General features: G+C 41.3%; 28 protein-coding genes. 13 read left to right on the top strand and 15 right to left on the bottom strand.

Going from position 1 to position 26,671, the window contains the following annotated elements:
* From AC13CS_RS09305 to AC13CS_RS09285, 5 genes are all read right to left on the bottom strand, one after another.
* Window positions 1-445 (bottom strand): cadherin repeat domain-containing protein (locus AC13CS_RS09305; RefSeq protein ID WP_482888728.1); only part of this gene is annotated, 445 nt, incomplete at its 3' end.
* Between the two features lie 768 nt (window positions 446-1,213).
* Complete coding sequence (locus AC13CS_RS09300) at window positions 1,214-1,507, bottom strand: hypothetical protein (protein ID WP_293163906.1); 294 nt, start codon at window positions 1,505-1,507, stop codon at window positions 1,214-1,216.
* A complete protein-coding gene (ligA, locus tag AC13CS_RS09295; protein ID WP_293163909.1) occupies window positions 1,504-3,504 on the bottom strand; it encodes an NAD-dependent DNA ligase LigA in 2,001 nt (666 codons plus the stop codon). The genes AC13CS_RS09300 and ligA overlap by 4 nt, the downstream gene beginning before the upstream one ends.
* The gene (gene prmC, locus AC13CS_RS09290; protein WP_293163912.1) at window positions 3,501-4,412 is read right to left on the bottom strand and encodes a peptide chain release factor N(5)-glutamine methyltransferase; all 912 of its coding nucleotides are present in this window, start codon (window positions 4,410-4,412) and stop codon (window positions 3,501-3,503) included. Before prmC ends, ligA begins: the two co-directional genes overlap by 4 nt.
* Window positions 4,412-4,897, bottom strand: coding sequence for a GNAT family N-acetyltransferase (locus tag AC13CS_RS09285; RefSeq protein WP_293163915.1), 486 nt, complete (start codon window positions 4,895-4,897; stop codon window positions 4,412-4,414). The genes prmC and AC13CS_RS09285 overlap by 1 nt, the downstream gene beginning before the upstream one ends.
* 30 nt (window positions 4,898-4,927) lie before the next feature.
* Here AC13CS_RS09285 and ribD point away from each other — a divergent pair, with 30 nt between their 5' ends.
* Genes ribD through AC13CS_RS09265 form a run of 4 tightly spaced genes read left to right on the top strand, consistent with a single transcriptional unit; the run spans window position 4,928 to window position 8,053 of the window.
* A complete protein-coding gene (ribD, locus tag AC13CS_RS09280; RefSeq protein WP_293163918.1) occupies window positions 4,928-5,980 on the top strand; it encodes a bifunctional diaminohydroxyphosphoribosylaminopyrimidine deaminase/5-amino-6-(5-phosphoribosylamino)uracil reductase RibD in 1,053 nt (350 codons plus the stop codon).
* Complete coding sequence (locus tag AC13CS_RS09275) at window positions 5,973-6,575, top strand: HAD family hydrolase (protein WP_293163921.1); 603 nt, start codon at window positions 5,973-5,975, stop codon at window positions 6,573-6,575. The genes ribD and AC13CS_RS09275 overlap by 8 nt, the downstream gene beginning before the upstream one ends.
* On the top strand, window positions 6,576-7,439 hold the full coding sequence (locus AC13CS_RS09270; RefSeq protein ID WP_293163924.1) for a DMT family transporter: 864 nt from the start codon (window positions 6,576-6,578) through the stop codon (window positions 7,437-7,439). It abuts the gene before it with no gap.
* Window positions 7,439-8,053 carry a YigZ family protein gene (locus AC13CS_RS09265; RefSeq protein ID WP_293163927.1) on the top strand — a complete coding sequence of 205 codons (615 nt, stop codon included), beginning with the start codon at window positions 7,439-7,441 and terminating at the stop codon, window positions 8,051-8,053. Before AC13CS_RS09270 ends, AC13CS_RS09265 begins: the two co-directional genes overlap by 1 nt.
* Before the next feature lie 291 nt (window positions 8,054-8,344).
* On the opposite strand, the gene AC13CS_RS09260 is transcribed toward AC13CS_RS09265, so the two are convergent.
* Complete coding sequence (locus tag AC13CS_RS09260) at window positions 8,345-8,743, bottom strand: acyl-CoA thioesterase (RefSeq protein WP_293163930.1); 399 nt, start codon at window positions 8,741-8,743, stop codon at window positions 8,345-8,347.
* Window positions 8,744-8,944: 201 nt separating this feature from the next.
* On the opposite strand from AC13CS_RS09260, the gene dnaA reads away from it, so the two are divergent.
* The 3 genes from dnaA to AC13CS_RS09245 are packed head-to-tail and all read left to right on the top strand — an operon-like array spanning window position 8,945 to window position 11,574.
* Entirely contained in the window at window positions 8,945-10,369 is a 1,425-nt protein-coding gene (dnaA, locus tag AC13CS_RS09255; RefSeq protein WP_163627818.1) for a chromosomal replication initiator protein DnaA, read from the top strand.
* A 19-nt stretch (window positions 10,370-10,388) separates the two neighbouring features.
* The gene (locus AC13CS_RS09250) at window positions 10,389-10,841 is read left to right on the top strand and encodes a low molecular weight protein-tyrosine-phosphatase (RefSeq protein WP_293163935.1); all 453 of its coding nucleotides are present in this window, start codon (window positions 10,389-10,391) and stop codon (window positions 10,839-10,841) included.
* A 4-nt stretch (window positions 10,842-10,845) separates the two neighbouring features.
* Window positions 10,846-11,574 carry an SAM-dependent methyltransferase gene (locus tag AC13CS_RS09245; protein ID WP_293163938.1) on the top strand — a complete coding sequence of 243 codons (729 nt, stop codon included), beginning with the start codon at window positions 10,846-10,848 and terminating at the stop codon, window positions 11,572-11,574.
* 28 nt (window positions 11,575-11,602) lie between these two features.
* Here the strand turns inward: AC13CS_RS09245 and AC13CS_RS09240 are convergent, their stop codons facing one another.
* The 8 genes from AC13CS_RS09240 to dapF form a co-directional block, all read right to left on the bottom strand.
* Entirely contained in the window at window positions 11,603-11,797 is a 195-nt protein-coding gene (locus tag AC13CS_RS09240) for a hypothetical protein (protein WP_293163941.1), read from the bottom strand.
* 9 nt (window positions 11,798-11,806) lie between these two features.
* Entirely contained in the window at window positions 11,807-12,316 is a 510-nt protein-coding gene (locus AC13CS_RS09235; RefSeq protein ID WP_293163944.1) for a CPBP family intramembrane glutamic endopeptidase, read from the bottom strand.
* Between the two features lie 171 nt (window positions 12,317-12,487).
* Window positions 12,488-13,234, bottom strand: a complete 747-nt coding sequence (locus AC13CS_RS09230; RefSeq protein WP_163627956.1) for a CPBP family intramembrane glutamic endopeptidase — start codon at window positions 13,232-13,234, stop codon at window positions 12,488-12,490.
* A 77-nt stretch (window positions 13,235-13,311) separates the two neighbouring features.
* Complete coding sequence (locus AC13CS_RS09225; RefSeq protein ID WP_163627955.1) at window positions 13,312-13,719, bottom strand: hypothetical protein; 408 nt, start codon at window positions 13,717-13,719, stop codon at window positions 13,312-13,314.
* 266 nt (window positions 13,720-13,985) lie between these two features.
* Entirely contained in the window at window positions 13,986-14,633 is a 648-nt protein-coding gene (locus AC13CS_RS09220; protein ID WP_293163950.1) for a lysozyme family protein, read from the bottom strand.
* Window positions 14,634-14,793: 160 nt separating this feature from the next.
* Window positions 14,794-15,837, bottom strand: coding sequence for an endolytic transglycosylase MltG (mltG, locus tag AC13CS_RS09215; RefSeq protein WP_293163953.1), 1,044 nt, complete (start codon window positions 15,835-15,837; stop codon window positions 14,794-14,796).
* A complete protein-coding gene (locus tag AC13CS_RS09210) occupies window positions 15,827-16,360 on the bottom strand; it encodes a GNAT family N-acetyltransferase (protein ID WP_293163956.1) in 534 nt (177 codons plus the stop codon). The genes mltG and AC13CS_RS09210 overlap by 11 nt, the downstream gene beginning before the upstream one ends.
* A complete protein-coding gene (gene dapF / locus AC13CS_RS09205; protein WP_293163959.1) occupies window positions 16,348-17,130 on the bottom strand; it encodes a diaminopimelate epimerase in 783 nt (260 codons plus the stop codon). The genes AC13CS_RS09210 and dapF overlap by 13 nt, the downstream gene beginning before the upstream one ends.
* A gap of 134 nt (window positions 17,131-17,264) precedes the next feature.
* Here dapF and AC13CS_RS09200 point away from each other — a divergent pair, with 134 nt between their 5' ends.
* The 6 genes from AC13CS_RS09200 to AC13CS_RS09175 all read left to right on the top strand — a co-directional run bounded on the left by AC13CS_RS09200 (window position 17,265) and on the right by AC13CS_RS09175 (window position 25,183).
* Window positions 17,265-18,662: a trypsin-like peptidase domain-containing protein gene (locus tag AC13CS_RS09200; RefSeq protein WP_293163962.1), complete on the top strand. Its 1,398-nt coding sequence runs from the start codon at window positions 17,265-17,267 to the stop codon at window positions 18,660-18,662.
* Between the two features lie 130 nt (window positions 18,663-18,792).
* On the top strand, window positions 18,793-20,241 hold the full coding sequence (locus AC13CS_RS09195) for a glyceraldehyde-3-phosphate dehydrogenase (RefSeq protein ID WP_293163965.1): 1,449 nt from the start codon (window positions 18,793-18,795) through the stop codon (window positions 20,239-20,241).
* Between the two features lie 109 nt (window positions 20,242-20,350).
* Window positions 20,351-20,956 carry a tRNA (guanine-N1)-methyltransferase gene (locus tag AC13CS_RS09190; RefSeq protein ID WP_293163968.1) on the top strand — a complete coding sequence of 202 codons (606 nt, stop codon included), beginning with the start codon at window positions 20,351-20,353 and terminating at the stop codon, window positions 20,954-20,956.
* Window positions 20,957-21,176: 220 nt separating this feature from the next.
* Window positions 21,177-21,854 (top strand): tRNA (guanosine(37)-N1)-methyltransferase TrmD, encoded by a 678-nt coding sequence (gene trmD / locus AC13CS_RS09185; RefSeq protein ID WP_293163971.1) that lies wholly within the window; start codon window positions 21,177-21,179, stop codon window positions 21,852-21,854.
* Window positions 21,855-21,986: 132 nt separating this feature from the next.
* Window positions 21,987-22,337, top strand: a complete 351-nt coding sequence (gene rplS, locus AC13CS_RS09180) for a 50S ribosomal protein L19 (RefSeq protein WP_100818991.1) — start codon at window positions 21,987-21,989, stop codon at window positions 22,335-22,337.
* 626 nt (window positions 22,338-22,963) lie between these two features.
* Window positions 22,964-25,183 carry an NADP-dependent isocitrate dehydrogenase gene (locus tag AC13CS_RS09175; protein WP_293163976.1) on the top strand — a complete coding sequence of 740 codons (2,220 nt, stop codon included), beginning with the start codon at window positions 22,964-22,966 and terminating at the stop codon, window positions 25,181-25,183.
* 163 nt (window positions 25,184-25,346) lie between these two features.
* On the opposite strand, the gene AC13CS_RS09170 is transcribed toward AC13CS_RS09175, so the two are convergent.
* Window positions 25,347-26,666, bottom strand: a complete 1,320-nt coding sequence (locus AC13CS_RS09170) for a GntP family permease (RefSeq protein ID WP_293163979.1) — start codon at window positions 26,664-26,666, stop codon at window positions 25,347-25,349.
* Window positions 26,667-26,671: the final 5 nt, after the last annotated feature.

Genomic DNA, 26,671 nt, shown 5'->3' with positions numbered 1-26,671 from the left:
CGGTGATCGCTTCGGACACTGTAAATTCCTGTGCCTCGATCACCGGGGACTGATTATCTGGGTCGACCGCTGTCACTTTTATGGTCACCGTGGCATCTACTTTGGCCGTGCCATCGGTAACGCTCACGGTTATGCTGTGCTCGGTGCTGCTCGCTGCATCCAGTGCCTTGCCCGTGGCCAAGCTCAGTTTGCCTTCCTTGGTGATCTCAAAAAGGTTGCCGTCGTTCGTTTTAATGCTAAAGGTAAGGGCATCGCCCTCCGCATCGGTGGCGGTTACCGTGCCTATGGTCTCGGTGTCCGCAATGGTCTCCGCTACCGTAAAGGTGTGGGCCTTGACCACAGGGGCGGTGTTCTTGGGCGGCTCGGGGCCGTCGTCCTTCCCGCAGGACCAAATCATGATGGTGGCCATGAGTGCAACACCTAATTTCTTTGCAATGTGTTTCATAACATATTAAGTTTTTGATTATAAATTGGGACAAGATGCGATGTTCACGGGAAATTTTTGGGCATGATCTTACCAATGCCCTGTTTGGGTTGATGGATGCATGGGTTGGGTTGATGGGGAAGTTTGCAGTATGCAGTGGGCAGTCAAAACAGTTCAGACTTGAGTGTCAAGTTTCAGGTTTCAGGTTCAAGAGTAAGTTCAAGTTCAAGAACAAGTTCAGAGTTAGGAGTTATGAGTTATTGGGTTATTGGGTTATTGGGTTATTGAGTTATTGAGTTACTGCAAACTGCGTACTGCATACTTCCGACTTCGGACGTTTCGACTTTAGTTTATCCTGAGCATAGCCGAAGGGCTCAACGTGACATTTCGGACTAAGTTATTAGGTTATTGAGTTACTGCAAACTGCCATTGTCGACTGACTTCGGACTTCTGACAAGTTCAAGTTCAAGTGTCAAGTTCAAGTTCAAACTCAAATATCAAGTTCAAGAGCATAGAAAAGAGAATCAAGACTCAAGTTCAGAGTTAGGAGTTGCGAGATTATTGGGTTATTCGGTTACTGTAGACTGCCAACTGCATGTTCAAGTATCAAAAACAGAAAATTCGTGATAATTCGTGGAATTGGTGTCAAAAAGGCAAAGAACCAAGACCGCTGCGCTGTTAGACACAAGAATGGGCTTCTGAAGTTTGGGGTTATTGGGTTGTTCAGTTGTCAGTTATTCAGTTACCGCCAACTGCTAACTGTCTGCTGCCACTGCAAACTGTAAACAATCAAAGGTTGGCCTCGACCAATACTTTTAACTCTTCCTCCAAGCTATACTCGGGGAAAGGTTTGCCCGCTTGGCGGTACCAATAACCCGCATTCCACTTGTCTCCTTCCTTTCGGTGCAGGTAGGCGTGGATCCAACTACCCATTGTAGAGTGAATTTCTTGAGCAATATCATGCGAGGACTCCCAATCGTCTTTTGCATCAAACCAAAGGGATTTTAAGGGTTCAGACCATTCCTTCGGAGGTATGTTTTCTTCCAATGTAGATTCAAATTCTTCGAACGTTTTGGGTTTCATGCTTCCAGTTTTTGCAAAAATTCCTGTTCCGATATGATGGGCACTCCCAGGCTTTCCGCTTTTGTTTTTTTACTTGGCCCCATTTTGTCCCCTGCCACCAAAAAACTTGTTTTTGAAGATATGGACGAAGACACCTTGCCCCCATTGTCCTCGATTATCTTCTTTAAATCGTTTCTGCTGATAGATTCAAACACACCGGAAACCACAAAGGTCTGTCCCTTGAATTTATCCGTTTGGTTTTCCAATTGCTCCTCAGACAATGAGAATTGCAATCCGTAGGATTTTAACCGATCAACAATCTCCATATTGGCAGGCTCCGAGAAAAAACTGACCACACTTTCCGCAATCCGCTCACCAATTTCATCCACTGCAATCAATTGTTCTTGAGAGGCAATCATCAAAGCATCAATGTTTTTGAAGGCCTTTGCCAGTTTTTTGGCAACCGTTTCACCTACATATCTAATCCCCAAAGCAAAAAGCACCCGCTCAAACGGAATTTCCTTGGATGCCTGTACGCCATTCACCAAGTTCTCGGCCGATTTTTCGGCCATACGTTCCAATGGCAAAATTTGTTCCTTGGTCAAGGTATAGAGGTCTGCATAATTGTCTATCAAACCCTCTTTAAAGAGCAATTCCACCGTTTCGCCGCCCAAACCTTCAATATCCATGGCCTTTCGGGAAATAAAGTGTTGGATGCGACCGGTTATCTGAGGAGGGCAACCCATATCGTTTGGACAAAAGTGCTGGGCCTCGCCTTCTTTACGAATCAATTCCGTGCCACATTCGGGACAGTGGGTAATATACTCGGTAGGTTTGGAGTCAGGATTCCGTTTGGTAAAATCGACCTTAATAATTTTAGGTATGATTTCACCTCCTTTTTCCACAAAAACAGTATCTCCTTCGCGCACATCAAGCTTTGCAATTTGATCGGCATTGTGCAAAGTAGCACGTTTTACCGTGGTTCCTGCCAACAACACGGGTTCCAAGTTCGCTACAGGCGTAATGGCACCAGTACGCCCAACTTGATAAGTAATTTTATTTAAAATGGTGGTGGCCTGTTCCGCCTTGAACTTGTAGGCCATGGCCCAGCGTGGTGATTTGGCCGTATAGCCAAGCTCTTCTTGGTGCTGGATGCTGTTTATCTTTACCACTACCCCGTCTGTTTCGTAGGGCAGATTGTGACGGTTCACTTCCCAATAATCGGCAAACTGCATCACTTCTGCTGTGGATTTGCAAAGTTTGGCCACCGTCGGTACTTTAAAGCCCCATGATCTTGCTTTTTCCAAAACTTCAAACTGTGAGGTTACCCCAAGATTATCACCTGCGATGCTGTACAAAAGACATTCCAAAGGGCGTTGGGCCACCAAGGCACTATCCTGAAGCTTCAAACTACCGGATGCGGTATTTCTAGGGTTCATGTACGGGTCCTCACCTGCCTCAACACGCGCTGCGTTCATTTTTGCGAAGCCTTCGAGGGTTAGGATGATTTCTCCACGAATATCAAATTTTGGCGGATAGTCTCCTTTTAATTGCAAAGGAACCGATTTTATGGTTTTGATGTTGTTGGTCACGTCATCACCTTGAAAACCATCGCCCCGAGTGACGGCTTTTACCAATTTTCCGTCCTCATACGTTAGACTGATGGAAGCTCCATCATATTTCAACTCACAGGTAAATTCCACCTCTGCATCCCCGAGAATACGCAGAACCCGTTTCTCCCAATCCTCCAGGTCTTCCTTGGAATACGAATTGTCCAGGGAATACATGCGGTGTTCGTGCACCACGGTTTCAAAGTTTTTGGTGACCATTCCCCCTACCCGTATGGTGGGCGAAGTGGGATCATAAAATTCAGGGTGCTCCGCTTCCAATTTCTGAAGCTCTTCGAGTTTCATGTCAAACTCATAATCGGAAATGGAAGGCTCATCGAGCACGTAGTATTTATAATTGTGTTCCCTTAGCTCATTGCGTAGGGAGGTTATTTTATCTTGGATGTTCATTTCTTAATTGCTTTTAGCATTCTATCGTTGCCAAAGATGTCTTTTCGCAGTTCAATTTCCGAAAAATTATGGGCTTTGAAAAGTGCTTCGGTTTCCTTGCCCAAATATTGGTTGATTTCGAAGTACAACCTTCCATTCTCCTTTAGATGCTTTTTCGAAAAGTCCATGATGGCTTTGTAAAAAAGCAATGGGTCTTCGTCGGATACAAAAAGGGCTGTGGCTGGTTCAAAATCCTTTACGTTTCTTTTGATTTTCTCCTTTTCCAACTCCCTGACATAGGGTGGATTGGATACGATGATGTCGAAATCAAGTTCAAGTACAAGTTCAGGGTCAAGGATGTCATGTTTTAAAAAAGTAATATCAACTTTGTTGGATTCCGCATTTTTTTTAGCAACAGTCAATGCGCCTTGCGAAACATCCAAGGCATATACTTTGGCATTGGGAAGATGTTTTGCCAAGGCAATGGCGATGCAACCGCTTCCTGTTCCGATGTCCAAAATTTGCAACGAACGGTCATTGAGCGGAGTCGAAATGACGCTTCGGCTCCGCTCAGCGTCCGATTTAAACTGTTCTTCCTTCTGACAATCCTCCAAAATCCATTGTACCAATTCTTCGGTCTCCGGACGTGGAATCAACACATTTTCATCCACCTGAAGCTCTAAATCCATAAAATGGGCCGTTCCTAAAATATATTGAAGGGGTTTTTCCTGTTTCAACTCGGACAATGCTTCAAAAAGGGGCTGTTCTTCTTCCTTGGTCAAAGTAATTCCAGGCTGAATGGCCAGAATAAACCGTACCAATTTTAGGTAATGTTCAATGCAAGCGTAAAAAAAAGAATCAACTTCTTCTTTGGGATAAATCGCGCCCAATTCCTTATGGAAAATATCTTTGATTTCTTTGAGGAGCATTATAATTTTTTAAGCATCCAAACTGGGCAGGAATAATGTCCTGTGTTCCCCATTGGGGCATCTATGTATTCAAAACCGTGCTTTTTGTACAATTTTTGGGCAGCTTCCATATAAGGCATGGTCTCCAAATAGCATTGCTCAAAACCAAACTCCTTGGCTTTTTCCAAACAGGCCGCAATCATTTTGGCGCCAAGTCCTTTGCCCCTGGCTTCTTCCAAAAAGTACATTTTTTGAAGCTCGCAGACATTGCCATCATAGTTGTCCAATTGTGCAACACCGGCACAACCTATAATTCGTCCTTGGTGCTCCACCACAAAGTAAACAGCTTTTGGCACATTGTAATTGGAATACATATCGTCCAAAGCTTTATCAGCATAAGCGGTTCCCACTTTGGGCACACCCATATCCTCGAAAACTTTCCGTATTACTTGGGCTACCTGTGCGTTGTCTTCGGGGGTTATTTCACGAATCACCGTATCTCCCATATTCTGTTTTTATTGTTCTATTTTTGCGGGGTGAATATACATCAAAAATACATCCTTCGCTGTATAGAACTTGGCAAAAAAGGGCTGGGAACCACGGCTCCCAATCCAATGGTGGGCTGTGTGATTGTTCACAACAAAAAAATTATCGGTGAAGGATTTACCGCCCCCTACGGAGGTCCCCATGCCGAAGTGAATGCCATCAACTCGGTCAAGGACAAGGGTTTACTCAAGGAATCATCATTATATGTTACTTTGGAGCCTTGTTCCCATTACGGAAAAACCCCTCCCTGTGCGGATTTGATAGCCAAACATAAACTTAAGGAAGTATTTATTGGTTTACAGGACCCCCATAATAAAGTGGCGGGCAAAGGCATCAAAAAATTGGAAGATGCGGGTTGCCAGGTCACGATAGGTGTTCTTGAGGATGAATGCAGGGAACATCACAAACGATTTTTGACCTTTCAAGAGAAAAAGAGACCCTATATTATTTTAAAGTGGGCGGAGTCCGATGATGGTTTTTTGGCGCCCGATGCATCTTTGCGAAGCGACAATCCCGAACCGTTTTGGATTACCAACCCATATTCGAAACAATTGGTGCATCAATGGCGAAACCAAGAACAAGCCATTTTGGTGGGCACCCGAACCGTTTTGGAAGACAATCCCAAATTGACCACCCGCAACTGGGCCGGAAAAAACCCTATTCGTGTGGTTTTGGACAAGGATTTGAAGATTGATGCAAGCTATCACGTTTTGGACACATCCGTGCAGACCATTGTTTTGACAACAATCGAAGATGCATCAAAATATATTGAGGGTGTTGTGTATGTTGTGATTGATTTTTCAAAACCATTGGCCATGCAAATCTGTGATGTGCTCCACCAACACAACATTACCAGCGTAATTGTTGAGGGTGGGGCAAAAATGCTTCAAACCTTTGTTGATGAAAAACTTTGGGACGAAGCTCGTATTTTTAAAGGTTCCATTTGTTTTGAAAATGGTTTGCCAGCTCCAAAATTACAGGGAACTTTACATCATCAAAAAAAGATATTGACCGATACCTTATCCTTTTATACCAATGATTAAAAATATTATTCTCGATTTTGGCGATGTGCTCATCAACCTGGATAAACCTGCCACGGCAAAAGCTATGGTACAGCACGGCTTTACCGAGTTGACACCAAATTTGGAAACTTTATTTCAAGATTATGAGAAAGGGCTTGTTGCTTCTTCTGATTTTTTAGACGAGGTATCCGCACATTTCCCAAAGGCCAGCAGGGAATATTTAATACAGGCTTGGAACTCCATTTTACTGGATTTCCCCGAACACCGATTACAGTTTATTGAACAGCTCGCAGCGGAAAATCAATATAAAATGATTTTGTTGAGCAATACCAACGACCTACATATTGAATGTGTAAAGGAGCAAATGGGCATGGAGCGGTTCAACCGATTCAAAAATGTATTCGACGTTTTCTATTTGAGTTATGAGATAGGGATGCGGAAACCGGATGCGGAAATTTTTGAGTTTGTGCTGCAGGAGAACAAGCTTGTGCCCAACGAAACTTTTTTTGTGGATGATGTAAAGGAAAATGCCAATGCTGCAGCGGAATTGGGGATTCAAGTCTGGAACCTTCGCGTGGGAGAAGAGGACATAACCCAACTAAAATCAAAATTGTAAATGGTATATCTGATTCTGAGCGTTCTGAGCTCGACCTTGATTTTTGTGGTATTCAAATTGTACGATGTTTTTAAGGTCCAAACCTTGTATGCCATCATTACCAATTATGTGGTTGCTTGTGCGGTTGGGTTCTTCTTATATGATGGTCCCGTTGGTGTGAGCGACTTCACCAATAAACCATGGCTCATAGGCCCTATATTATTGGGCGTACTTTTTATTGTGATTTTCAATTTGATGGCCAAAACAGCACAGGTATCCGGAGTTTCGGTAGCATCGGTAGCCACTAAAATGTCGTTGGCCATTCCTGTGATAATGGGTGTTTTGCTGTATGGAGAGCATTTAAGTTTACTGCAAATTATTGGAATTGTATTGGCATTAGTGGCTGTTTATTTGGCATCTATAAAAGAGGAAAGTATTAGGATAAACAGAAAGGCCTTGATACTTCCGCTGTTGGTGTTTTTGGGTTCTGGTATTATTGACACCAGCATCCAATATTTTGAGGAAATTCATTTGACGGATCAAGAAATCCCGGTTTTTTCTTCCATGATTTTTGGATTTGCTGCTTTGACCGGATTCATTTTTGTTGGAATCAAAGCAGTCAAAACTCCATTAAAAGTCAACTTTAAAAATATTTTGGGGGGCATCGCTCTTGGCGTACCCAATTATTTTTCTATTTATTTTTTGCTTCGTGCCCTGCGTGAGGGTATTTTGAGCAGTGCCGCCATCTTTACCTTAAACAATGTTGCGATTGTAATGGTCTCCACGCTTGTCGGAATATTATTGTTTAAAGAGAAGCTCAGTCTTAAAAATTGGAGCGGGGTTGCCTTGGCCGTTTTGAGCATAATATTGGTAGCTTTGTTCTAATGGAGAAAAAAGAAGATGTTTACAAGACCGTTAACAAACCTTCGCCCGAGATTTTGTACAAAGACCGAAAAAGTAAATTCTATGCTGCGGTCCACCCCATTGCTTCGGAGGATGATGTAAAACCGATTGTAGAGGAACTTCGCAAAAAATACCATACGGCCAACCATGTTTGCTACGCATGGCAGCTCGGAACTGAAAAACCAACATATAGGGCCAATGATGATGGCGAACCCAACAATTCGGCGGGTATGCCCATTTACGGACAAATACAATCTTTTGGTGTGACCAATGTGCTGGTTACCGTTACCAGGATTTTTGGCGGCACCAAACTTGGGGTCGGTGGTTTGATTCAGGCATACAAAACTGCTGCACAGATGGCCTTGGAAAGTGCCAAGATCGTCACAAAGACCATTAAAGCTCAATTAAGGTTACAATTTGAATATCCGGTTATGGATATTGTAATGCGAACCATCAAACAGAAAGATTTGGACATTGTTTCCCAAAAAATGGAGTTGGATTGTGAGCTTGTTATTTCGGTTCGATTAAGTGAATCAGAAGAAATATTTCAACTTTTCGACGAAATGCATGGTGTGGATGTGGCAATGAGGGAATAATTGAATTTAGACTGCTTCAAAGTTAGATACAAGACCGCTGCGCTGTTAGACATAAGGACACTTGCCTCTTGAACTTGACACTTGAGTTTGAGCTTGTCGGAAGTCGGATGTCTGATGCACGAAGTCAGTTCGCAGTAAACAGTAGGCAATCTGCAGTAACCAATAACCGAATAACTCCAAACTTCAGAAGTCTTACCTCTTTTCTATGCTCTTGAACTTGATATTTGAGCTTGAACTTGGACTTGAACTTGTCTCTAGCCTCTAGCCTCTAGCCTCTAGCCTCGTAAAAATTCAATTATCCAGTTTTTCCAAAATATAATCAGGGCATTTTATGGGCCTACCCGTTTTTTTATCCATAAACGCCAAAACGGTATTTGCGGTGGCCAACAACTCACCTGACTCGTTGATCAAGGTATAATCGAACTCGATTTTTACCATTGGTTTGGATTTGAGTTGCGTCTTTACAGTTAACAAATCATCGTACAGCGCAGACTTTTTGTAGTTGATGTGTAAGGAAATTACGGGTAGCATTATGCCATTATCCTCCATACTCTTGTAGGTAATCCCCATGGCTCTCAACCACTCTACCCGACCCAATTCAAAATACTGTGTATAGTTTCCGTGGTAAACAACCCCCATTTGGTCGGTTTCTGCATATCGAACCCGAAAAGAATATGAATTTAGACCCATTTTTAACTGAAAAATTATATATTTAGAGGCTTGCTTATTTTGAGGGTAACATGCGAAAAAAAAACAAAACTTTCAATGCCGATTTCATTTTTTTTTTAAAAGATTTGTTCACATATTTGTCGCATCCAATAAGCATCCTATAACCCTTTAGATGCTTGCTCTTAAATATTAAAGCTAACCATTAAACAAGGAAAAACTTCTATGAGTGTTACTGCTAATTCCGTATGGAACAATTGTTTGGTTTTTATCCAAGATAATATCCAACCGCAGGCATTCAAAACGTGGTTTGAGCCCATCAAACCTATTAAGTTAACCGATAAGGCACTTAGCATTCAAGTACCCAGTAAGTTTTTCTACGAATGGCTCGAAGAACATTATGTAAAGCTTTTAAAAGTTGCCTTGACGCGTGAGTTGGGGAGCAACGCAAAGCTCATCTATGTTATAAAAATGGAGAACAAGTACGGCAACAAGGAACCTTTTACGGAACAAATACCAAGTTCCAACCGTACTGCCGTGGGACCACAGGAATTGGATGTGCCGATTACCTCTAAAAGCCCCGAATTAAAAAATCCGTTTGTGATACCTGGTATTCGAAATATAAAAATTGAATCCCAGTTAAATCCCAATTACAATTTTGACAATTTCCTGGAAGGAGACTCCAACCGTTTGGCAAGATCGGCCGGTATGGCCGTGGCCAACAAACCCGGGGGAACATCATTTAACCCATTATTGGTTTTTGGTGGCGTTGGTTTGGGAAAAACCCACTTGGCACATGCCATTGGGGTGGAAATAAAAGATAAGTATCCTGAAAAGACCGTTCTCTATATTTCTGCTGAAAAATTTACCCAGCAATATATAGAGTCCGTAAAAAAGAATACCCGAAACGATTTCATCCACTTCTACCAATTGATAGATGTTCTTATTATTGATGATGTACAATTTCTATCCGGTAAATCTGGAACACAAGATGTGTTCTTCCATATATTCAATCACTTGCACCAAAATGGCAAGCAGGTAATTTTAACATCGGACAAAGCTCCTGTGGATATGCAGGACATTGAACAGCGTTTGTTGTCCCGTTTCAAATGGGGACTGTCAGCAGAATTGCAAAGTCCCGATTACGAAACGCGTGTTTCCATCTTAAAAAACAAATTGTACCGAGACGGGGTCGAGATGCCGGAGGATATCATCGACCACGTAGCAAAGAACATCAAAACCAATATCCGTGAACTGGAAGGTGCCATTATTTCATTGATTGCACAGTCTTCCTTCAACAAACGTGAGGTTACCTTGGAACTTGCGCAACAGGTAGTGGAGAAGTTCGTGAAAAATACCAAGCGCGAAGTGTCTATCGACTACATTCAAAAAGTGGTGTCCGATTACTTTGAAATGGATGTGGCCACACTTCAATCCAAAACAAGAAAGCGCCATATTGTACAAGCGAGGCAATTGGCCATGTTCTTTGCAAAAAAATTCACCAAGGCATCTTTGGCAAGCATTGGGTCTCAGATTGGAAAACGGGACCACGCTACCGTGCTCCATGCATGCAAAACAGTGGACAACCTTGCGGAAACCGATAAACAATTCAGAAAATACATTGAGGATTTGAGCAAGAAGTTCTCTTAACAACTTCACAGCAACATTTATGAAAACCAAAGTTTTGATGGTCTGCTTGGGAAACATTTGCAGATCACCATTGGCCGAAGGCATTTTGCAATCTAAAGTTGACCCGGCTTCTGTTTTTGTTGATTCCGCTGGCACGGCCGGATACCATGTTGGCAACCCTCCAGATGAACGCTCCATAGCAGTCGCCCATAAATATGGACTTAACATTGAGCATCAGAAGTGCAGAAAGTTCTCAAAAGAGGATTTTTCGGAGTTTGACCATATCTACGTTATGGACCGAAGCAATTTTTCCGATGTGGCCAGCTTGGCAAAAAACAAAGAGGAGGCGAGCAAGGTAAAATTATTATTGAGCGAGATAGAATTGGGCACCCAAGAGGTGCCCGACCCTTATTATGGTGGCAACGATGGCTTTGAAAATGTGTACCAAATGATAGATAAGGCTTGTGAGGTAATTGCGAAAAAACTAAATTAATCCCATGGAAGAGGAAAAACCTGGATTGGTCGTGGGCAAAGTTTACTTGATTCCCACAACTTTGGGAGATAATGCACCTTTGGAAGTGTTGCCTATTTCGGTAAAGGGAACCATTGAACGAATTGACCACTACATTGTTGAAAATGAAAAGACGGCCAGGCGATTCATAAAACGAGTAAGCCCCAGCAAATCGCAACCTGACCTCCACCTACAATTGTTGAACAAATACACCGATCCAGAAGAAATTCCCTCATTTTTGGATCCATGCATCCATGGTTTTGATATAGGTGTGTTATCCGAAGCTGGATGCCCAGGTATTGCCGATCCTGGAGCAGATGTGGTTCGTGTGGCGCACGAAAAAAGAATCCAAGTGGTTCCGTTAGTGGGCCCCTCCTCCATTTTAATGGCCATGATGAGCAGCGGCATGAACGGCCAGAACTTTGCTTTTAATGGTTATTTGCCCATTGACAATGCCGAACGCAAAAAAATGGTGAAAGGTTTAGAGCGATTATCCCGAGACAAAGGGCAATCCCAAATTTTCATGGAAACGCCTTATCGGAACAACAAACTGGTAAAGGAACTTTTAAAAACGCTGCAAAAGTCGACCCGGTTGTGCATTGCCTGCGACATTACATTGCCAACGGAATTTATTTCAACGAAAAGCGTTCATGAATGGAGCGAAATTGAGTTGGATTTGGACAAAAGACCAACGATATATATTATTCAAGCATAAAAAAAGCCTTGACTGAAATTCAGCTTTTTTATTCCTTTTCTTCCGGATTATCACTTCCCCAAGAAATAATCAGGAAAGCCAAAACCACTGTAATTAAAAATCCTGCTATGGTATAGTTTGAAAAGGCACCTTCCTTAAAAAAGTAAATCCCTATCACCAACGACATCACAGCAAGCGCTATCTTGGATTTTCTTCTTTTTAAATGTCTGAAAATATCTTTCATCAAAATATTTTAAGAATAAGCAGTTATTAGTCTTAACCCAACAAAAATATTGATTATTGAATGAAAAACAACCGTAATAGTAGAAGTGCGATATCTATTGGAAATAAAGGAAAAACTAAACGCAATAAAAATAATTTTTATGGGATTGTAGGCAATTATATGAGAGATTGACCAAAGTACTGCGTTAATAATCCATGCATTTTTTCCATATCTCGCAACCTGTCTTTTAATCCAGTAACCTCTCCAAAAAAGTTCTTCAAAAACACCGCCAAATACGAGCCCCACAACAATTAGAGCCTTTATGGTATTGTTTGGTCTATATACTCCCACCAGCATTTGAACTGGTGGAAAAATTTTTCCATTCAAAATGTGAACAAAAAGCATATTGACAAGCATGGTCAATACAATAGCTGATAAAAAAATACCAGTACTGATTAAAAAATTTTTGAATGTTATCTTTTTCAGATTAAGAAAATCACAGATTTGAGCAAGGCCATAGCTCTCGATGCTCTTGTGCAAACCATAAAAAACCAAAACGAAGAATAAAATACTTATACAGAATATTGGCAATACAAAAGTTGAATACTGTACGTCCCCAAAAAGTTTATATCCTAAGTGTGGAGTAATCCAACAACACAAATTACAAAAGAAAGCACCATACAGTACAATGTAAATTGTACAGAACTCATGTTAAATAGAAAACTTGGAAATATACTTCTTTACAGTAAGAATTAATATCCCTAAACCAGTGATAACAAGAAGCCAATAACCCAACCCAAAATTCAAATCCTCTAATATTTTGAAATAAACATCCCTATTTGCGCCTTGAAATCCAATTGCAATCAAATTAATGAATATGTGAGTCATTATTGGAATTAAAAGATTTTTGGATTTGAAATAAACTATTGACAACAGAACACCTAGGCAAAAAGTGAATAAAAAGAGGTTTAAAGAATAAATGTGAAATGACGCAAAAAGTAAGGATGATAATAAAATAGAAAAGACTTTTTTCTTAGAGTACTGGAAAAATTTGGTCAAGACAATTTGTCTACATAGAATTTCCTCAGAAATCGGCACTATAAAAACAGCCAATAACGGTCTTAAGGCAAAGAAACTCTCGTTACTAGGATTTAATTGGTTTATACTCAGATAACCAAAAATTAAATCAAAGTTGAACACAGGGTCTAATGACAATTTTGAGGAAATGGCCAGTAGGATAGAAATTAATATTAAACCATTCCGATATTTAAATTCTACAAGGTAATTTTTTGTTTTTCTTTTCTCAAAAAAGTAAAAGTAGATTATTGTTAAAATATTAAATACAAATATTATTAAAAATAAATCTTTAGGATTCCATTTTAAGAGATTGAACAGAAAGTTTGGCAAAAAGTACAGTAAGATAAATAGTGAGATTGCAAGAAATATCGACTTAAGCATTTTTTAAATTAATATTTTATTCAACAAAAAAACAGTCCTCTCAATTAGAAATTGAGAGGACTGCATTAAATGGAATTTTATTCAGGACAATTTCCTGCGCCATAGGCGGTAGCCCAAATATCTTGTGGTGTTGCACCTTGCTTAGGATATCTTCCGCCACGAGGTGAATTACCATATATATAATTGTGCCATTGGTCAGCTACCTCTCCATAATAAGAACCTGTAGCAGCCGCTCCTCTATATGAATTTCCAAAACCTAAGGCACCGCCTATTGTATCCATAAAGGCACCCCATGCTTCGGAGAAACTAGAATGGGCAGCGCCATTACACCTTCTTGAGTCACATTTTGGACAGTTATCAATTATACCCCCACCAGGGCCATCATCATTAGGCATGTGCATAATTTCAGCCCCTCCTTTAACTTCCAATAGTTCGTGTACGGGAACCGCTTCAAAATCGTTTAAACTTAATTTTTTGATACTCATAATGGTTAATGTTTTTTTGTTAATATTGTCAAACCTACTTACAAATGGCATAAATCCAAATGATTTTTGAAGAAAATTCAAAAAATATACTTGATTCTACATTGCATACGATATTACATTACCAACGGAATTTATTTCAACGAAAAGCGTTCATGAATGGAGCGAAATTGAGTTAGATTTGGACAAAAGACCGACGATATATATTATTCAAGCATAAAAAAAGCCCCGAAATTCGGAGCTTTTTTATTTTAGTTCATCTGTACCAATTATACTTTGGCATTTTTCTGCTGTTTGATGTTGGAAATATCGTAACCCGCAAATTTTTTCATATAATACGAGATACTACTTCCGTAAGCATCGGTTACATCGTTTTGTCCATACGATCGTAGGTACTTCTTCACGTTTCCTGCTCCGGCCAAATGTGCCGCGGCCAAAATACCGGATTCCGTTACTTTGACACCTCCAATAGTTTTTCCGTTAAAGCGCTTGATGTCTCTTCTCAAAATCCATTTATTACGGGCAATGTTGGCTTCAAAAGCCTTTTCCTGAAGTTCTGGGTTACCCAAAAATTCATCCATATCGTAAACCCCCATCAAATTTAGGGTACTGCTACCAAACTGGTATTTGCCCAAATAACCCAATGTGTTTACGCTATGATATTTACCCTGGGATTCTTTAAAAGCGAGTGCTTCCTTAAAGCCATTAAAGGCTTTGCCCAGAAAAGGAGGTGGTGTAACCTCGTCCTCGTCAAGAAGTGCAATGGAATCTTTCGGTGCAAAGATTTCCAAATTGGTCGTTACCTTTAGTGAATCAGGGATTTCAATATCCCTTTTATTCATTACGGTGTAAGAACCAAAACTTGTCAAAACTACGATCATGGCAAGATGCAGTATAAAACCTATCCATCTTTTCATAATGTTCATATTTGTGATCTCAATACTATATACGTATCAAAAATCAAATTGGCCGGCAAATATAGGGGGAGTTAACTTAACGGATACCCTAAAGCTCATAAAGATTTCTTAAATCAGCCTTAAAATCCGTTAAAGTGATGAAAATCAACGATAAAGAACTTTATCTCATTACTTTTTGTTGATTCAACCATCGGGTGTATTGTACTTTATTTCGGTTATGTTGCGCCAATGTCTTGGCAAACATGTGATATCCAAAGTTGGAAACATCGGCTACAAAATAGAGATAATCATGTTTTTCAGGGTTCAAAACAGCGTCTATTGAAGTGATGTCCGGCATGGTGATCGGACCTGGAGGAACCCCTGCATATTTATAGGTGTTGTAGGGTGAATCCATTTCCAAGTCACGGAAAAGCACTCTTTTTATAATGGTATCGTAGTTACCTGTTTCCTTTTTAATGGCATAAATAACCGTGGGGTCGGCCTGTAGTAACATGCCCCTTCTTATTCGATTCAAATAAACACCGGCCACCCGTGGACGTTCATCCACCTTGGCGGTTTCCTTTTGAACTATGGCAGCCAGAGCAGTAACCTCATTGGGAGTAAGACCTAGATTTTCAGCTTTTTGCTGGCGTTCATCGTTCCAAAAACGGTTATATTCAGTTCGCATTCTGTCCCTAAAACTCGTGGCGTCGGTATTCCAGAAAAATTCGTAGGTATTTGGAATGTACATGGCCAGTTTGGTGTCTTCGTCAAACTTGGTCTCTTCCAAAAAAACAGAATCGTTAAATGTTTGAAGCAAAGAAAGACTATCAGCTTCAATTTGTTCGGAAATCCTGCCCGCCAACAGGGCCAAGGATTCTTGATTGTTAAAAGACACTTGCACAGGGATATTGGCACTGCGCAGGGTATTGATGATCTCGTTGTTGTTCATCCCTTTTTTCAAAGCATATTTTCCAGCCTTAATATTGGCAATATATCCTTTGCGCTTGGCGACAGCTTCAAAAGTGGATAGCTCCTTCAACAAAGGTTCCAATGAGGTTTTTACATCGGAAAAAGATGCATCCGTTTCAATGTAAACAAATGCTTCATCATTATTGAACTGTGTATTGGGGCTAAAAATGGCACTATAAATTTGATAAGCCACAAAACCGCAAATCAACAACCCCAAAATGGCTGTTGCCCAAAGTACTTTTTTAAGATTCATTTGAGTTGATCTTTTGATACATTATTTCGTTCTTGAACCCTTTACTGGTTCTGATCCATTCTTTTTTAATACCAACTTCTTCAAAACCCATTTTTTGGAACAAATGGATACTTGCTTCGTTATCTTCCAAAATATTGGCGTACAATTGATGCATGTCTAAAGCGGAAAAGGCATAATCACACAAAAGTGACAGTGCTTCTGCGCCTGCCCCCTTGTTTCTGTCCCCAGGTTCAACAATCACAATCCCAACACCTGCTCTGCGATGTTTGGGGTCAAAATCGAACAAATCAATCAAACCTATGCAATCATCTTGATGATTACTGATGCAAAGTCGCAATTGCTTTACCTCATAAATATCCCTGTGGGCATTATCCAAATATAACTGAAGTACCTTTTTGGAATAAGGTTTTAGCGTACCGCTCACCTCCCAGACAGATGTATCGTTTTCCAATTTGTACAGAAAATCGAGGTCGGTGGACTCCAAGGCCCTCAAATAGACTTGTTTTCCTTTTAGATTGAGCATTCGATAGTTCCTTTAAACACTTGTACGGCTGGACCTTTTAAATAGATATTGCTGTATTTTCCATCTTTTTTCTCGAAAGAAATGGTCAAATCCCCTCCAATGGTATGGATATGGACTTCGTTTGCGGCTGTTTTACCGGATTCGTGCATGGCCAAGGCCACGGCAGTCACCCCCGTACCACATGAAAAAGTTTCGCCTTCCACTCCCCTTTCGTAGGTTCGCACATCAAAGGCATTATCACTGGTCTGTTCCACAAAATTGATATTGCTCCCAGACTCGCCATAAATACCGTAGCGGAGTTTTTTACCTTCTTTTTGCACATCAAATTTCTCTAAATTCTTCACTAGCTGTACATGATGCGGGGAGCCAGTATCCAAAAAACTATGGTTTTGTTTCTCGTGTATCTTATCCACATCAATCATCTTTAAATTGACGATGTCGCCTTCCACGGTAGCTTCATGAAGCCCATCCACTGCATTAAAAGTGGTCTTTCTTTCTATAACTCCCAAATAATGGGCAAACGCTACCAAGCAGCGGCCGCCATTACCGCACATAGTGCTTTCGGCTCCATCTGCGTTATAGTAAACCATCTTAAAATCCGACAAATTGTCATTTTCAAGAAGTATCAACCCATCTGCTCCTATGCCAAATCTTCGGTCGCAAAGCTCCGCAACGAGCTTGGTATTGTTTTTGGGAAATACATCCTGACGATTGTCAATAATTACAAAATCGTTTCCCGTTCCTTGATATTTAAAAAATTGAAGTTCCATACGCATCTACAAAGGAACAAATATATGGGATTCTTTAAGTTTTTTTTTGGAGTTAAAACAGCGTTAAACCGACCTGATCAAAAATTGAAAACTTTTAATTTTGAAACAGCTAAACGTTAAATAATTATAGAATTATGAAGAAGATAGCGAATTTATTGCTGGTATCTGTATTTGCAGGCGCAATTACACTGGGAGCATACAAATTATTTTTTGAGGAAGAAAACTACAAGTTTGTTACTTCGGAACAAGAAACGCCATTTGTTACCACCAGTAATATGGGTACTTCCGCCAAAGGTGCTGGAATCAACGAAGCTGATTTTACCTTGGCAGCCGAAAAAACGGTCAACTCGGTGGTACACGTAAAAAATCTCACCATTAGTAAAGGACCATCCAGCATAGCAGATTTCTTTTACGGTTTTGAACGCCAACAAACCCCACAAGTGGGAACTGGTTCAGGAGTTATTATCTCTCCTGACGGATATATCGTTACCAACAACCATGTAATCGCCAATTCCAGCCAATTGGAGGTAACCTTGAACAATAATAAATCTTACGAAGCTGAAGTTATTGGTACGGATGCCGATTCTGACATTGCCCTTTTAAAGATTGATGTCGAAGAAGAACTGCCATATTTGGCATTTGGGGATTCCGACAATACTAAAATTGGTGAATGGGTATTGGCCGTTGGCAATCCGTTTAACCTAACATCTACAGTAACCGCTGGTATTGTGAGTGCCAAAGCTAGGTCCTTATCGCCGCGAAGAGCACAATCCTTTATACAAACCGATGCTGCCGTTAACCCTGGAAACAGTGGTGGTGCCCTGGTGAATACTAACGGCGACCTTATCGGCATCAACACGGCCATCACATCACAGACCGGTTCTTATGTAGGTTATGCCTTTGCCGTGCCCAGCAATATTGCCAAAAAAGTGGTGGAGGACATTATGGAGTTTGGCAATGTTCAAAAAGGGCTTTTGGGCATTAGGGGTGGAGACCTTAATCCAGAGGCAGCTACCGAAATGGGAATAGATGATTTGGAAGGCGTTTATATTGCAAGTGTGGAAGAGGAATCTGGGGCCGAGGAAGCTGGTTTGAAGGAAGGCGATATCATAAAGCAGGTAGACGATATCCAGGTAAGCAAGTTTTCTCAACTTACGGGGTACCTTTCCTCCAAAAGACCTGGTGACAAAGTAGAGGTTACATTGAACAGGGATGGAAAAAGCCTTGTGAAAAATGTGGTCCTAAAAAAACAACTCAGTGTTGTTTTGCCCGCTACAGGATTTACGGTTAAGAACTTGTCCAAAAAAGACAGGAAAACTTTTGGGGTCTCAAAAGGTGTTAAAATCACCAATGTCCCTGAATCTTATTCCAGATATGGTTTAATCAACAAGGTAATCATTGAATTGGATGGAGAACCCATAAACAATATTGATGATGCCAAGGAGCGTTTTGGCCAATTATCCAGATACGGCAGAACCAGCTTCACCATGATCAATGAAAATGGTGAAAAGGAACACATGATACTTCAGTAAAAGTGCTGAAAAAACACTTGAAAGCGTCTTTAAACAAGGCGCTTTTTTTATACCCAATATGTTTTACGAAAACGTTTGAAATATATAATTTAGCCGAAATTAATAAACTTCACAACCGCAACCATTTTCCATGAGCAACATTTCATCTTACGAAAAAGAACTTGCCTTTCAGGCAGATAGACGAAAAGCAACCACCGAATTCATAAAAATAATCAGCGACCTTTGGTACGATAAGGCCATTGAGGTGGTTTTGTTCAAAAATCAGATCATAGACAAAAATGTAAGCGACATCATTAACCTGCACGAATATGCGGGCGAATTTGTGCAAAAACCCATGTCCATTTTTGACTCTGTTGAAATACTGAGGGCCATAAACGACATCAACCTCCCTCCTGCCAAACTGGACATAGGAAAACTGACCTACGAGTATCATTCCAACCAAAGTGCCCATCTTAACGTAAAGGCCTTTGTTATCGACAAACTAAAGGATGCACAATCTTCCAAGGCCATTAAACCCAAAGATGTAGTGCTTTATGGTTTTGGGCGCATTGGCCGTTTGGTGGCGCGAGAGCTTATGGCAAAAACCGGTCGTGGTAGCCAGCTAAGGTTGCGCGCCGTTGTTATTCGAGGTGAACTGAACAAAGAAGTCCTTGAGAAAAGAGCAGCGCTTCTTAAAACTGACTCAGTACACGGCCCTTTTACCGGTACTGTGGATGTTGACGAAGAAAAACAGGCACTCGTTATCAATGGAACCACGGTGAATTTCATAAGCGCAAATCGGCCCGAGGATATTGACTACACCAAATATGGAATCTACAATGCCCTGATTATAGACAATACAGGAGCTTTTAGGGACAACAAGGAACTATCCAGACACCTAAAATCCAAAGGAGCCAGCAAAGTATTGCTTACCGCGCCCGGTAAAGAAGTGCCCAACATTGTGCACGGGGTCAACCACACCGACTTTGACCCCGATAAAACCAAGATCTATTCAGCTGCATCCTGCACCACCAATGCCATTACCCCAATTTTAAAAGTGGTCGAGGATTCCTTGGGCATCAAAAAAGGGCATTTGGAAACTATCCACGCTTATACAAACGACCAAAATTTGGTGGACAACATGCACAAAAAGTACCGCCGCGGTCGTGCAGCAGCCCTCAACATGGTGATTACCGAAACAGGGGCCGGCTCGGCCGTTGCCAAGGCACTCCCATCATTAAAGGGAAAATTGACCTCAAACGCAATCAGGGTTCCGGTTCCCAATGGTTCATTGGCCATTCTTAATTTGGAGGTAAAGAACAAAACATCTAAAGAAGGTATTGATACCATCATAAAAAAATATGCGCTGGAAGGTGATTTGGTGGAACAAATCAAGTATGCTTTGAGCAATGAATTGGTTTCTTCGGATATTGTAGGAACCACAGCGCCATCAATTTATGACAGTAAAGCCACCATAGTTTCGCCCGGAGGTAAAAATGTTGTGCTCTATATTTGGTACGATAATGAGTATGGATATTCCCATCAAGTGGTTCGATTGGCAAAATATATAGCAAAAGTTAGGCGTTATACGTATTATTAGTAGGGTACGAATTTGTTCAAAGAAGCAGTTTTCTTTTTTGAAATTTGCTATATTGATGTAATTTCGTCCCACCCTTAATCTAATATTTAATACGAGAACATTATTGAACATGAAGTATTTACGCATTTTATTTGCCTTAGCCTTACTTATCCCGTCCATCGCTATCCACGCCCAGGAAGAAGAATCCGCAGAAGAAACGGACAATACCCTAAGAGGTCAGCTGGAGGAACTGGAAAGGAAATCGGGAAACTATCGGGCCAATGGTATCCGTTATGAAGTCGTTAAGTTGTCAGATCTCTACGAAACCAAGAAGAACATTTTTGATTCCATAGAAACGGCCAACAAAACCATCAAAGATCTATCGGCAACCATTACAGCCAACGATGCCGAAATAGAGGACCTTAACGGCAAATTGCAGGAAACCACCAATAAACTGAACGCCGTTACCGAAGAAAAGGACAGTATTTCATTTTTTGGTGCCTTGATCAGCAAAGGGACCTATAATTTTATCCTGTGGTCCATCATTTTTGGACTGTTGTTGCTTTTGCTGTTCTTTATCTACCGATTTAGAAACAGTAATTTCTTGACGCAACAAGCCAAATCCGCACTTGCCGATCTAGAGGAAGAATACCAAAACCATAGGCGACGAGCTTTGGAGCGAGAGCAAAAAATAAGCCGCCAGCTTCAGGACGAGTTGAATAAGCAGAAAAAATAAGAGTTAGAGGCTGAATTCTAAGTTAAAAAGCAACAAACTTTTGGTTTTGTCAGGTTGAGCGGAGTCGAAACCTATTGCCTATCAGTAACACTTTAGGTTCTCGACTGCGCTCGAACTGACAGTTAACTAACTTTTAGAATTTAGTCCCTTTCTTTTTATATCAGAGTTATTGCCAGCATTCACTACTTTTGGGGCGAATTAATACTCAGCAGCCATGTCCATGCGGATAGACATTATAACGGTACTTCCCGAACTTTTAAAAAGCCCTTTTGAAGCCTCCATTTTAAAAAGAGCGATAGAAAAAGGGTTGGTAGAGGTGCATCTTCACAATTTGAGGGATTACGCCTCTGGAAACTACAAACAGATAGATGATTATCAGTTTGGAGGCGGTGCAGGCATGGTGATGATGATAGAACCCATCGATAAATGCATTTCCCAACTCAAATCCGAAAGGGAGTACGACGAAGTCATTTACATGACGCCAGATGGCAACACGCTCAACCAGGGAATGGCCAATGAGATTTCCATGAAAAAGAACATTATTGTGCTTTGTGGTCATTACAAAGGTGTGGACCAACGGGTAAGGGATATGTTTGTTACCCGTGAAATTTCCATTGGCGATTATGTGTTGTCAGGAGGTGAACTTGCGGCCGCCATATTGTGCGATGCCGTAATTCGATTGTTGCCCGGTGTATTGAACGATGAAACCTCTGCCCTTACCGATACGTTTCAGGATAATCTATTGGCTCCGCCCGTATACACACGCCCGGCGGACTACAAAGGTAAAGAGGTGCCTAAAATTTTATTGAGCGGCAACTTCCCCGAGATTGAAAAATGGCGGGAACAACAAGCTTTGGAGCGCACCCAGCAAAGAAGACCCGACCTTTTGGAGAAATAAAGCGATCAGGAGTCCAAAAACAAAAAAACCACTTGTTATTTATAAATATTGCATTACTTTTGCAATCTCAAAATCAACCTCTGACGAAATCCGTGAAAGTTGGTCTTGTAAAAAACGCTAAAAAAAACAAAAATGGAATCCTTAGTAAAATTTGTTGAAGACGAATTTGTTCCAAAAAAAGAATTTCCAAAATTTTCAGCTGGTGATACCATCACTGTTTATTACGAAATCAAAGAAGGTGAAAAAACACGTACCCAGTTCTTTAAAGGTGTAGTTATACAGCGTAGAGGAAGCGGTGCAACAGAAACTTTTACCATTCGCAAAATGTCGGGCACTGTAGGTGTGGAAAGAATTTTCCCAGTAAACATGCCAGCTTTGCAAAGAGTTGAAGTAAACAAAAAAGGTAAAGTACGTAGATCTAGAATCTTCTACTTTAGAGGTCTTACCGGTAAAAAGGCCCGTATTAAAGAAGTTAAGGGATAACCAACATCCCATACGACAAGAAAGAGCACCCAAAACGGGTGCTTTTTTTATGAACAATTGTTAATAACTTTGGTTTATACCGTGTTGATTATTAATGCTTTGAAAAGTTGCTAAATTTAATTTTACGCTCTACTTTAGTCAAAGATATGATGGTGATACCATCACGGTCATATCAAATTTTAAAGTTGACGTTCTTTAAAACTGTGGATTCCCTTTTAATTGGTAACACTACTGATCACAAAAGGAATTTCGATTTGGGAAGTGCTTTGGCAGAACCCAATGAGAAATAATAAATTTTATGTGCGAATGGAAGAGCAATTTTCCGTTTTGATAAAATTTAGGAATACAACAGCACGCTTTGCAAAATGTAGTTTAGTTGAAAAATTAAGAACATAGCAGCGTATAAACGTCGAAAGGGCGAAAGATGTAATCCAATGGATTGCAGTTTTGGTACCACCAAACAAATCTTGAGTCCTATCTGAAAGCCATATCTTTTGTAAAAAAAATGATATGGCTTTTGTTTTTTTCACAAATTCTTATCAAAAGCACACACTTTTAGCCACTTCCATTCGTGCTTCACGGCCCATAAATCGTATATTTGCAACCGCTCAAACAAATACATATAAATGGCTAAACTTTATTATACCAAAACAGACGAGGCTCCTGCCTTAGCAACATTATCATTCTTACCCATTGTAAAATCTTTTACCGAAACCGCCAATATTGCCGTAGAAACCAAGGATATTTCTTTGGCCGGTAGAATTGCCGCCGTATTTCCGGAATTGTTGAACGAGGAACAACAAGTCCCGGATGATTTGTCCATTTTGGGAGAATTGGCCAAAACTCCAGAGGCCAACATCATAAAATTGCCCAACATCAGTGCTTCCATCCCCCAGTTGAAAGAAGCCATTGAGGAATTACAAAAAAAAGGGTACAAGCTACCTGATTACCCCGATGAGCCCAAAACGGACGAAGAAAAAACCATTAAGGCCAAATACGACAAAGTAAAAGGTAGCGCGGTAAACCCGGTGCTTCGTGAGGGCAACTCGGACAGACGCGCCCCAAAGGCCGTTAAAAACTACGCCAAAGCTCACCCACATACCATGGGCGAATGGTCTTCGGATTCCAAAACCCACGTAGCTACCATGTCTCATGGTGACTTTAAGGCCAACGAAAAATCGTTGACCATGGCCCATGCCGAGGATATCCGAATTGAATTAGTGGACACAGCGGGCAATACAACCGTGCTTAAAGATAAACTTTCCCTGTTGCAAGGTGAGGTTATCGATGCCACGGTGATGAGCAAAAAAGCATTGGTAGATTTCTTGACCAAAGAAATCGCCGATGCCAGAGAAAAAAACATCTTGCTTTCCTTGCACTTTAAGGCTACTATGATGAAGGTTTCCGACCCCATTATTTTTGGACATGCTTTGAAAGTATATTTTTCTGAATTGTTCAAAACCTACGGAGATACTTTTGAAAAATTGGGAATCAACCCAAACAATGGCCTAGAGACTTTGTTGGACAAAATCGGGGAACTGCCCGAAGAGCAGCACAAAGAAATTGAAGAGGCCATCAAATCCAGCATAGAAAACGGACCCGATTTGGCTATGGTAAATTCCGACAAGGGGATTACCAACCTTCATGTACCTAGCGATATAATTATTGATGCCTCCATGCCTGCCATGATCAGAAACTCAGGTAAAATGTGGGACAAAAGCGGAGAGCTTCAAGATACCAAGGCCATTATTCCAGACAGTAGTTATGCTGGAGTATATCAGGCCACTATAGATTTTTGTAAGGCACACGGTGCTTTTGACCCCAAAACCATGGGAACTGTTCCCAACGTAGGTTTGATGGCGCAAAAAGCAGAGGAATACGGTTCACACGACAAAACTTTCGAAATTGAAACACCCGGAACCGTAAAAGTAGTCAACACAGCTGGCGAAACATTGATTGAACACGCTGTGGAGGAAGGCGATATTTGGAGAATGTGCCAAGTAAAGGATGCTCCTGTTCAGGATTGGGTAAAACTGGCCGTATCCCGTGCCAGGGCCACCAATACTCCAGCCGTTTTTTGGTTGGATGAAAACAGGGCACACGATGCCGAATTGATCAAAAAAGTAAACCTTTACCTAAAGGACCACGATACAAATGGATTGGACATCAGAATCCTTTCCCCCATCGAAGCTACCAAGTTCACCTTGAAGCGCATGAAGGAAGGAAAAGATACCATTTCTGTATCGGGCAACGTATTAAGAGACTACTTGACCGACCTCTTCCCTATTTTGGAAGTTGGTACCAGTGCCAAAATGTTATCCATTGTACCGTTGATGAACGGCGGTGGGTTGTTCGAGACCGGTGCCGGTGGTTCCGCTCCAAAACACGTAGAACAATTCTTGGAAGAAGGTCACCTTAGATGGGATTCCCTTGGGGAGTTCTTGGCACTAGCTGTTTCTTTGGAATTCTTTGGAGAAAAGAACAACAATACAAAAGCCCAAGTTTTAGCTGATGCCTTGGACAAGGCAACAGAAGAGTTCTTGAACCAGGACAGGTCTCCATCCAGAAAAGTAAACGAACTGGATACTCGGGGAAGTCACTTTTATTTGGCACTCTATTGGGCCGGGGAATTGGCCAAACAAGATAAGGATACGGAGCTAAAAGCTGTATTCAGCAAAGTGTACGATGCAATGTCCACCAACGAGGAGAAAATCACACAAGAATTGATAGATGCGCAAGGTTCCCCTGTGGATATTGGAGGGTATTACCTGCCAAACCCCGATATGGCATCAAAAGCTATGCGACCCAGTGAAACCTTGAACAAGATTCTAAGTACAATAGGATAAACAATAGCTTTATGCTCAAGGAGGCATAAAAAGCCTGTTGTCCGTCAGATCGAGTGCAGTCGAGAACCTAAAATGTTTTGATGATCAATAGGTTTCGACTGCGCTCAACCTGACAAAATTGAAATTTACTTGCTTTTGGACCTTTGGGCACGGCTTTTTTGCATCAAACAAAAAAGTACAGTAACAGTATCATTAAAATACCTACAGCCCCCTGAACCAATGTGCCTAGGGTATGTCCTCGTAGTGCCGTTTTTACCTTCATATTGGAAAATTGCGAAACTACCCAAAAATAACTGTCGTTGATATGGGAAACGGTCATGGCCCCTGCTCCAATAGCCAAAACGGCCAAAGCCTTGTCTGTAATAGAAACCAGCCCAAAAGTCTCCAGTAATGGCGCTATGATGGCCGAAGTGGTGATTATGGCAACTGTGGATGACCCTTGAGCCGTTTTAAGCACGGCTGCAATCACAAAAGCAATCAAAAGCCCACCAACCCCCGTGCTGGATTCCAAATTAATGATAGAAGCAATGTCCATGGTACGAAGAATGGCCCCAAAAGCTCCTCCTGCACCGGTTATGAGCACAATGGCGCCTGCCTGCTTAAAAGCTTCAGGCACCCATCCTTTTTTGTCTTCGGACGGCACATTCCTACCTAGGGCGAACGCAAAGAAAACACCGATGAGCAATGCAATTACAGGACTGCCCAAAAAGTTGAAAATATTGAAAACCCAACCTTCACCCAAAGGGTGTGTTGGATAATCTACAATGGATTTCATCGCAATCAAAATTATGGGAACGAGCAAGGGGAGAAAAGCTTGAAATGGTTTTACTGTAGATTGAATCTCCTCTTTTTCTTTCTGTAGATGGGCAGTTTCATCTTCCTTTAAAGATTTACCTATGAACCGTGCCCAAAAATAGCCTGAAACGGAAACGGGTATCGCAACCAACAGCCCAAAGATGAGCACCATGCCCAAATCGGCATCTAAAATGGCTGCCGCTGCCAGCGGTCCGGGTGTAGGTGGTACAAAAACATGGGCAGAATACAAACCTGTGGCCAATGCAATGGCAAAAACCAAGGCTGGGATGCCCGTTTTTTTGCTAATGGCTTTATTTAATGAAGAAAGAATAATGTAGCCCGAATCGCAATACACCGGAATGGAAATTACAAATCCAGCCAAATTCATCGCCAATGGGGAACGTTTTAAGCCAATCACTTTTAAGATGCTGTTGGCAAGAACTTGTGTGCTCCCAGTTTTTTCGAGATAAACTCCGATTACCGTTCCAAAAGCGATGATCAACCCAATGCCCGATAGTGTATTTCCAAAACCCTCGGCCATGGTGGACATGATGTTTTTGGGTGTTATCCCCAACAAAAAACCAGAAGCCACAGCAGCAATGGTCAGTGAGAAAATGGGGTGCATCTTAAATTTTACGGTAGCAATGATAATGAAGAGGACGACAACTCCAAGAACTAGTATTTCCATGGTCA

This window comes from Flagellimonas sp. B-3 (assembly GCF_056857835.1).
The sequence above is the reverse complement of the archived record's forward strand: the minus strand, read 5'-3'. Positions and strand labels throughout refer to the sequence as shown.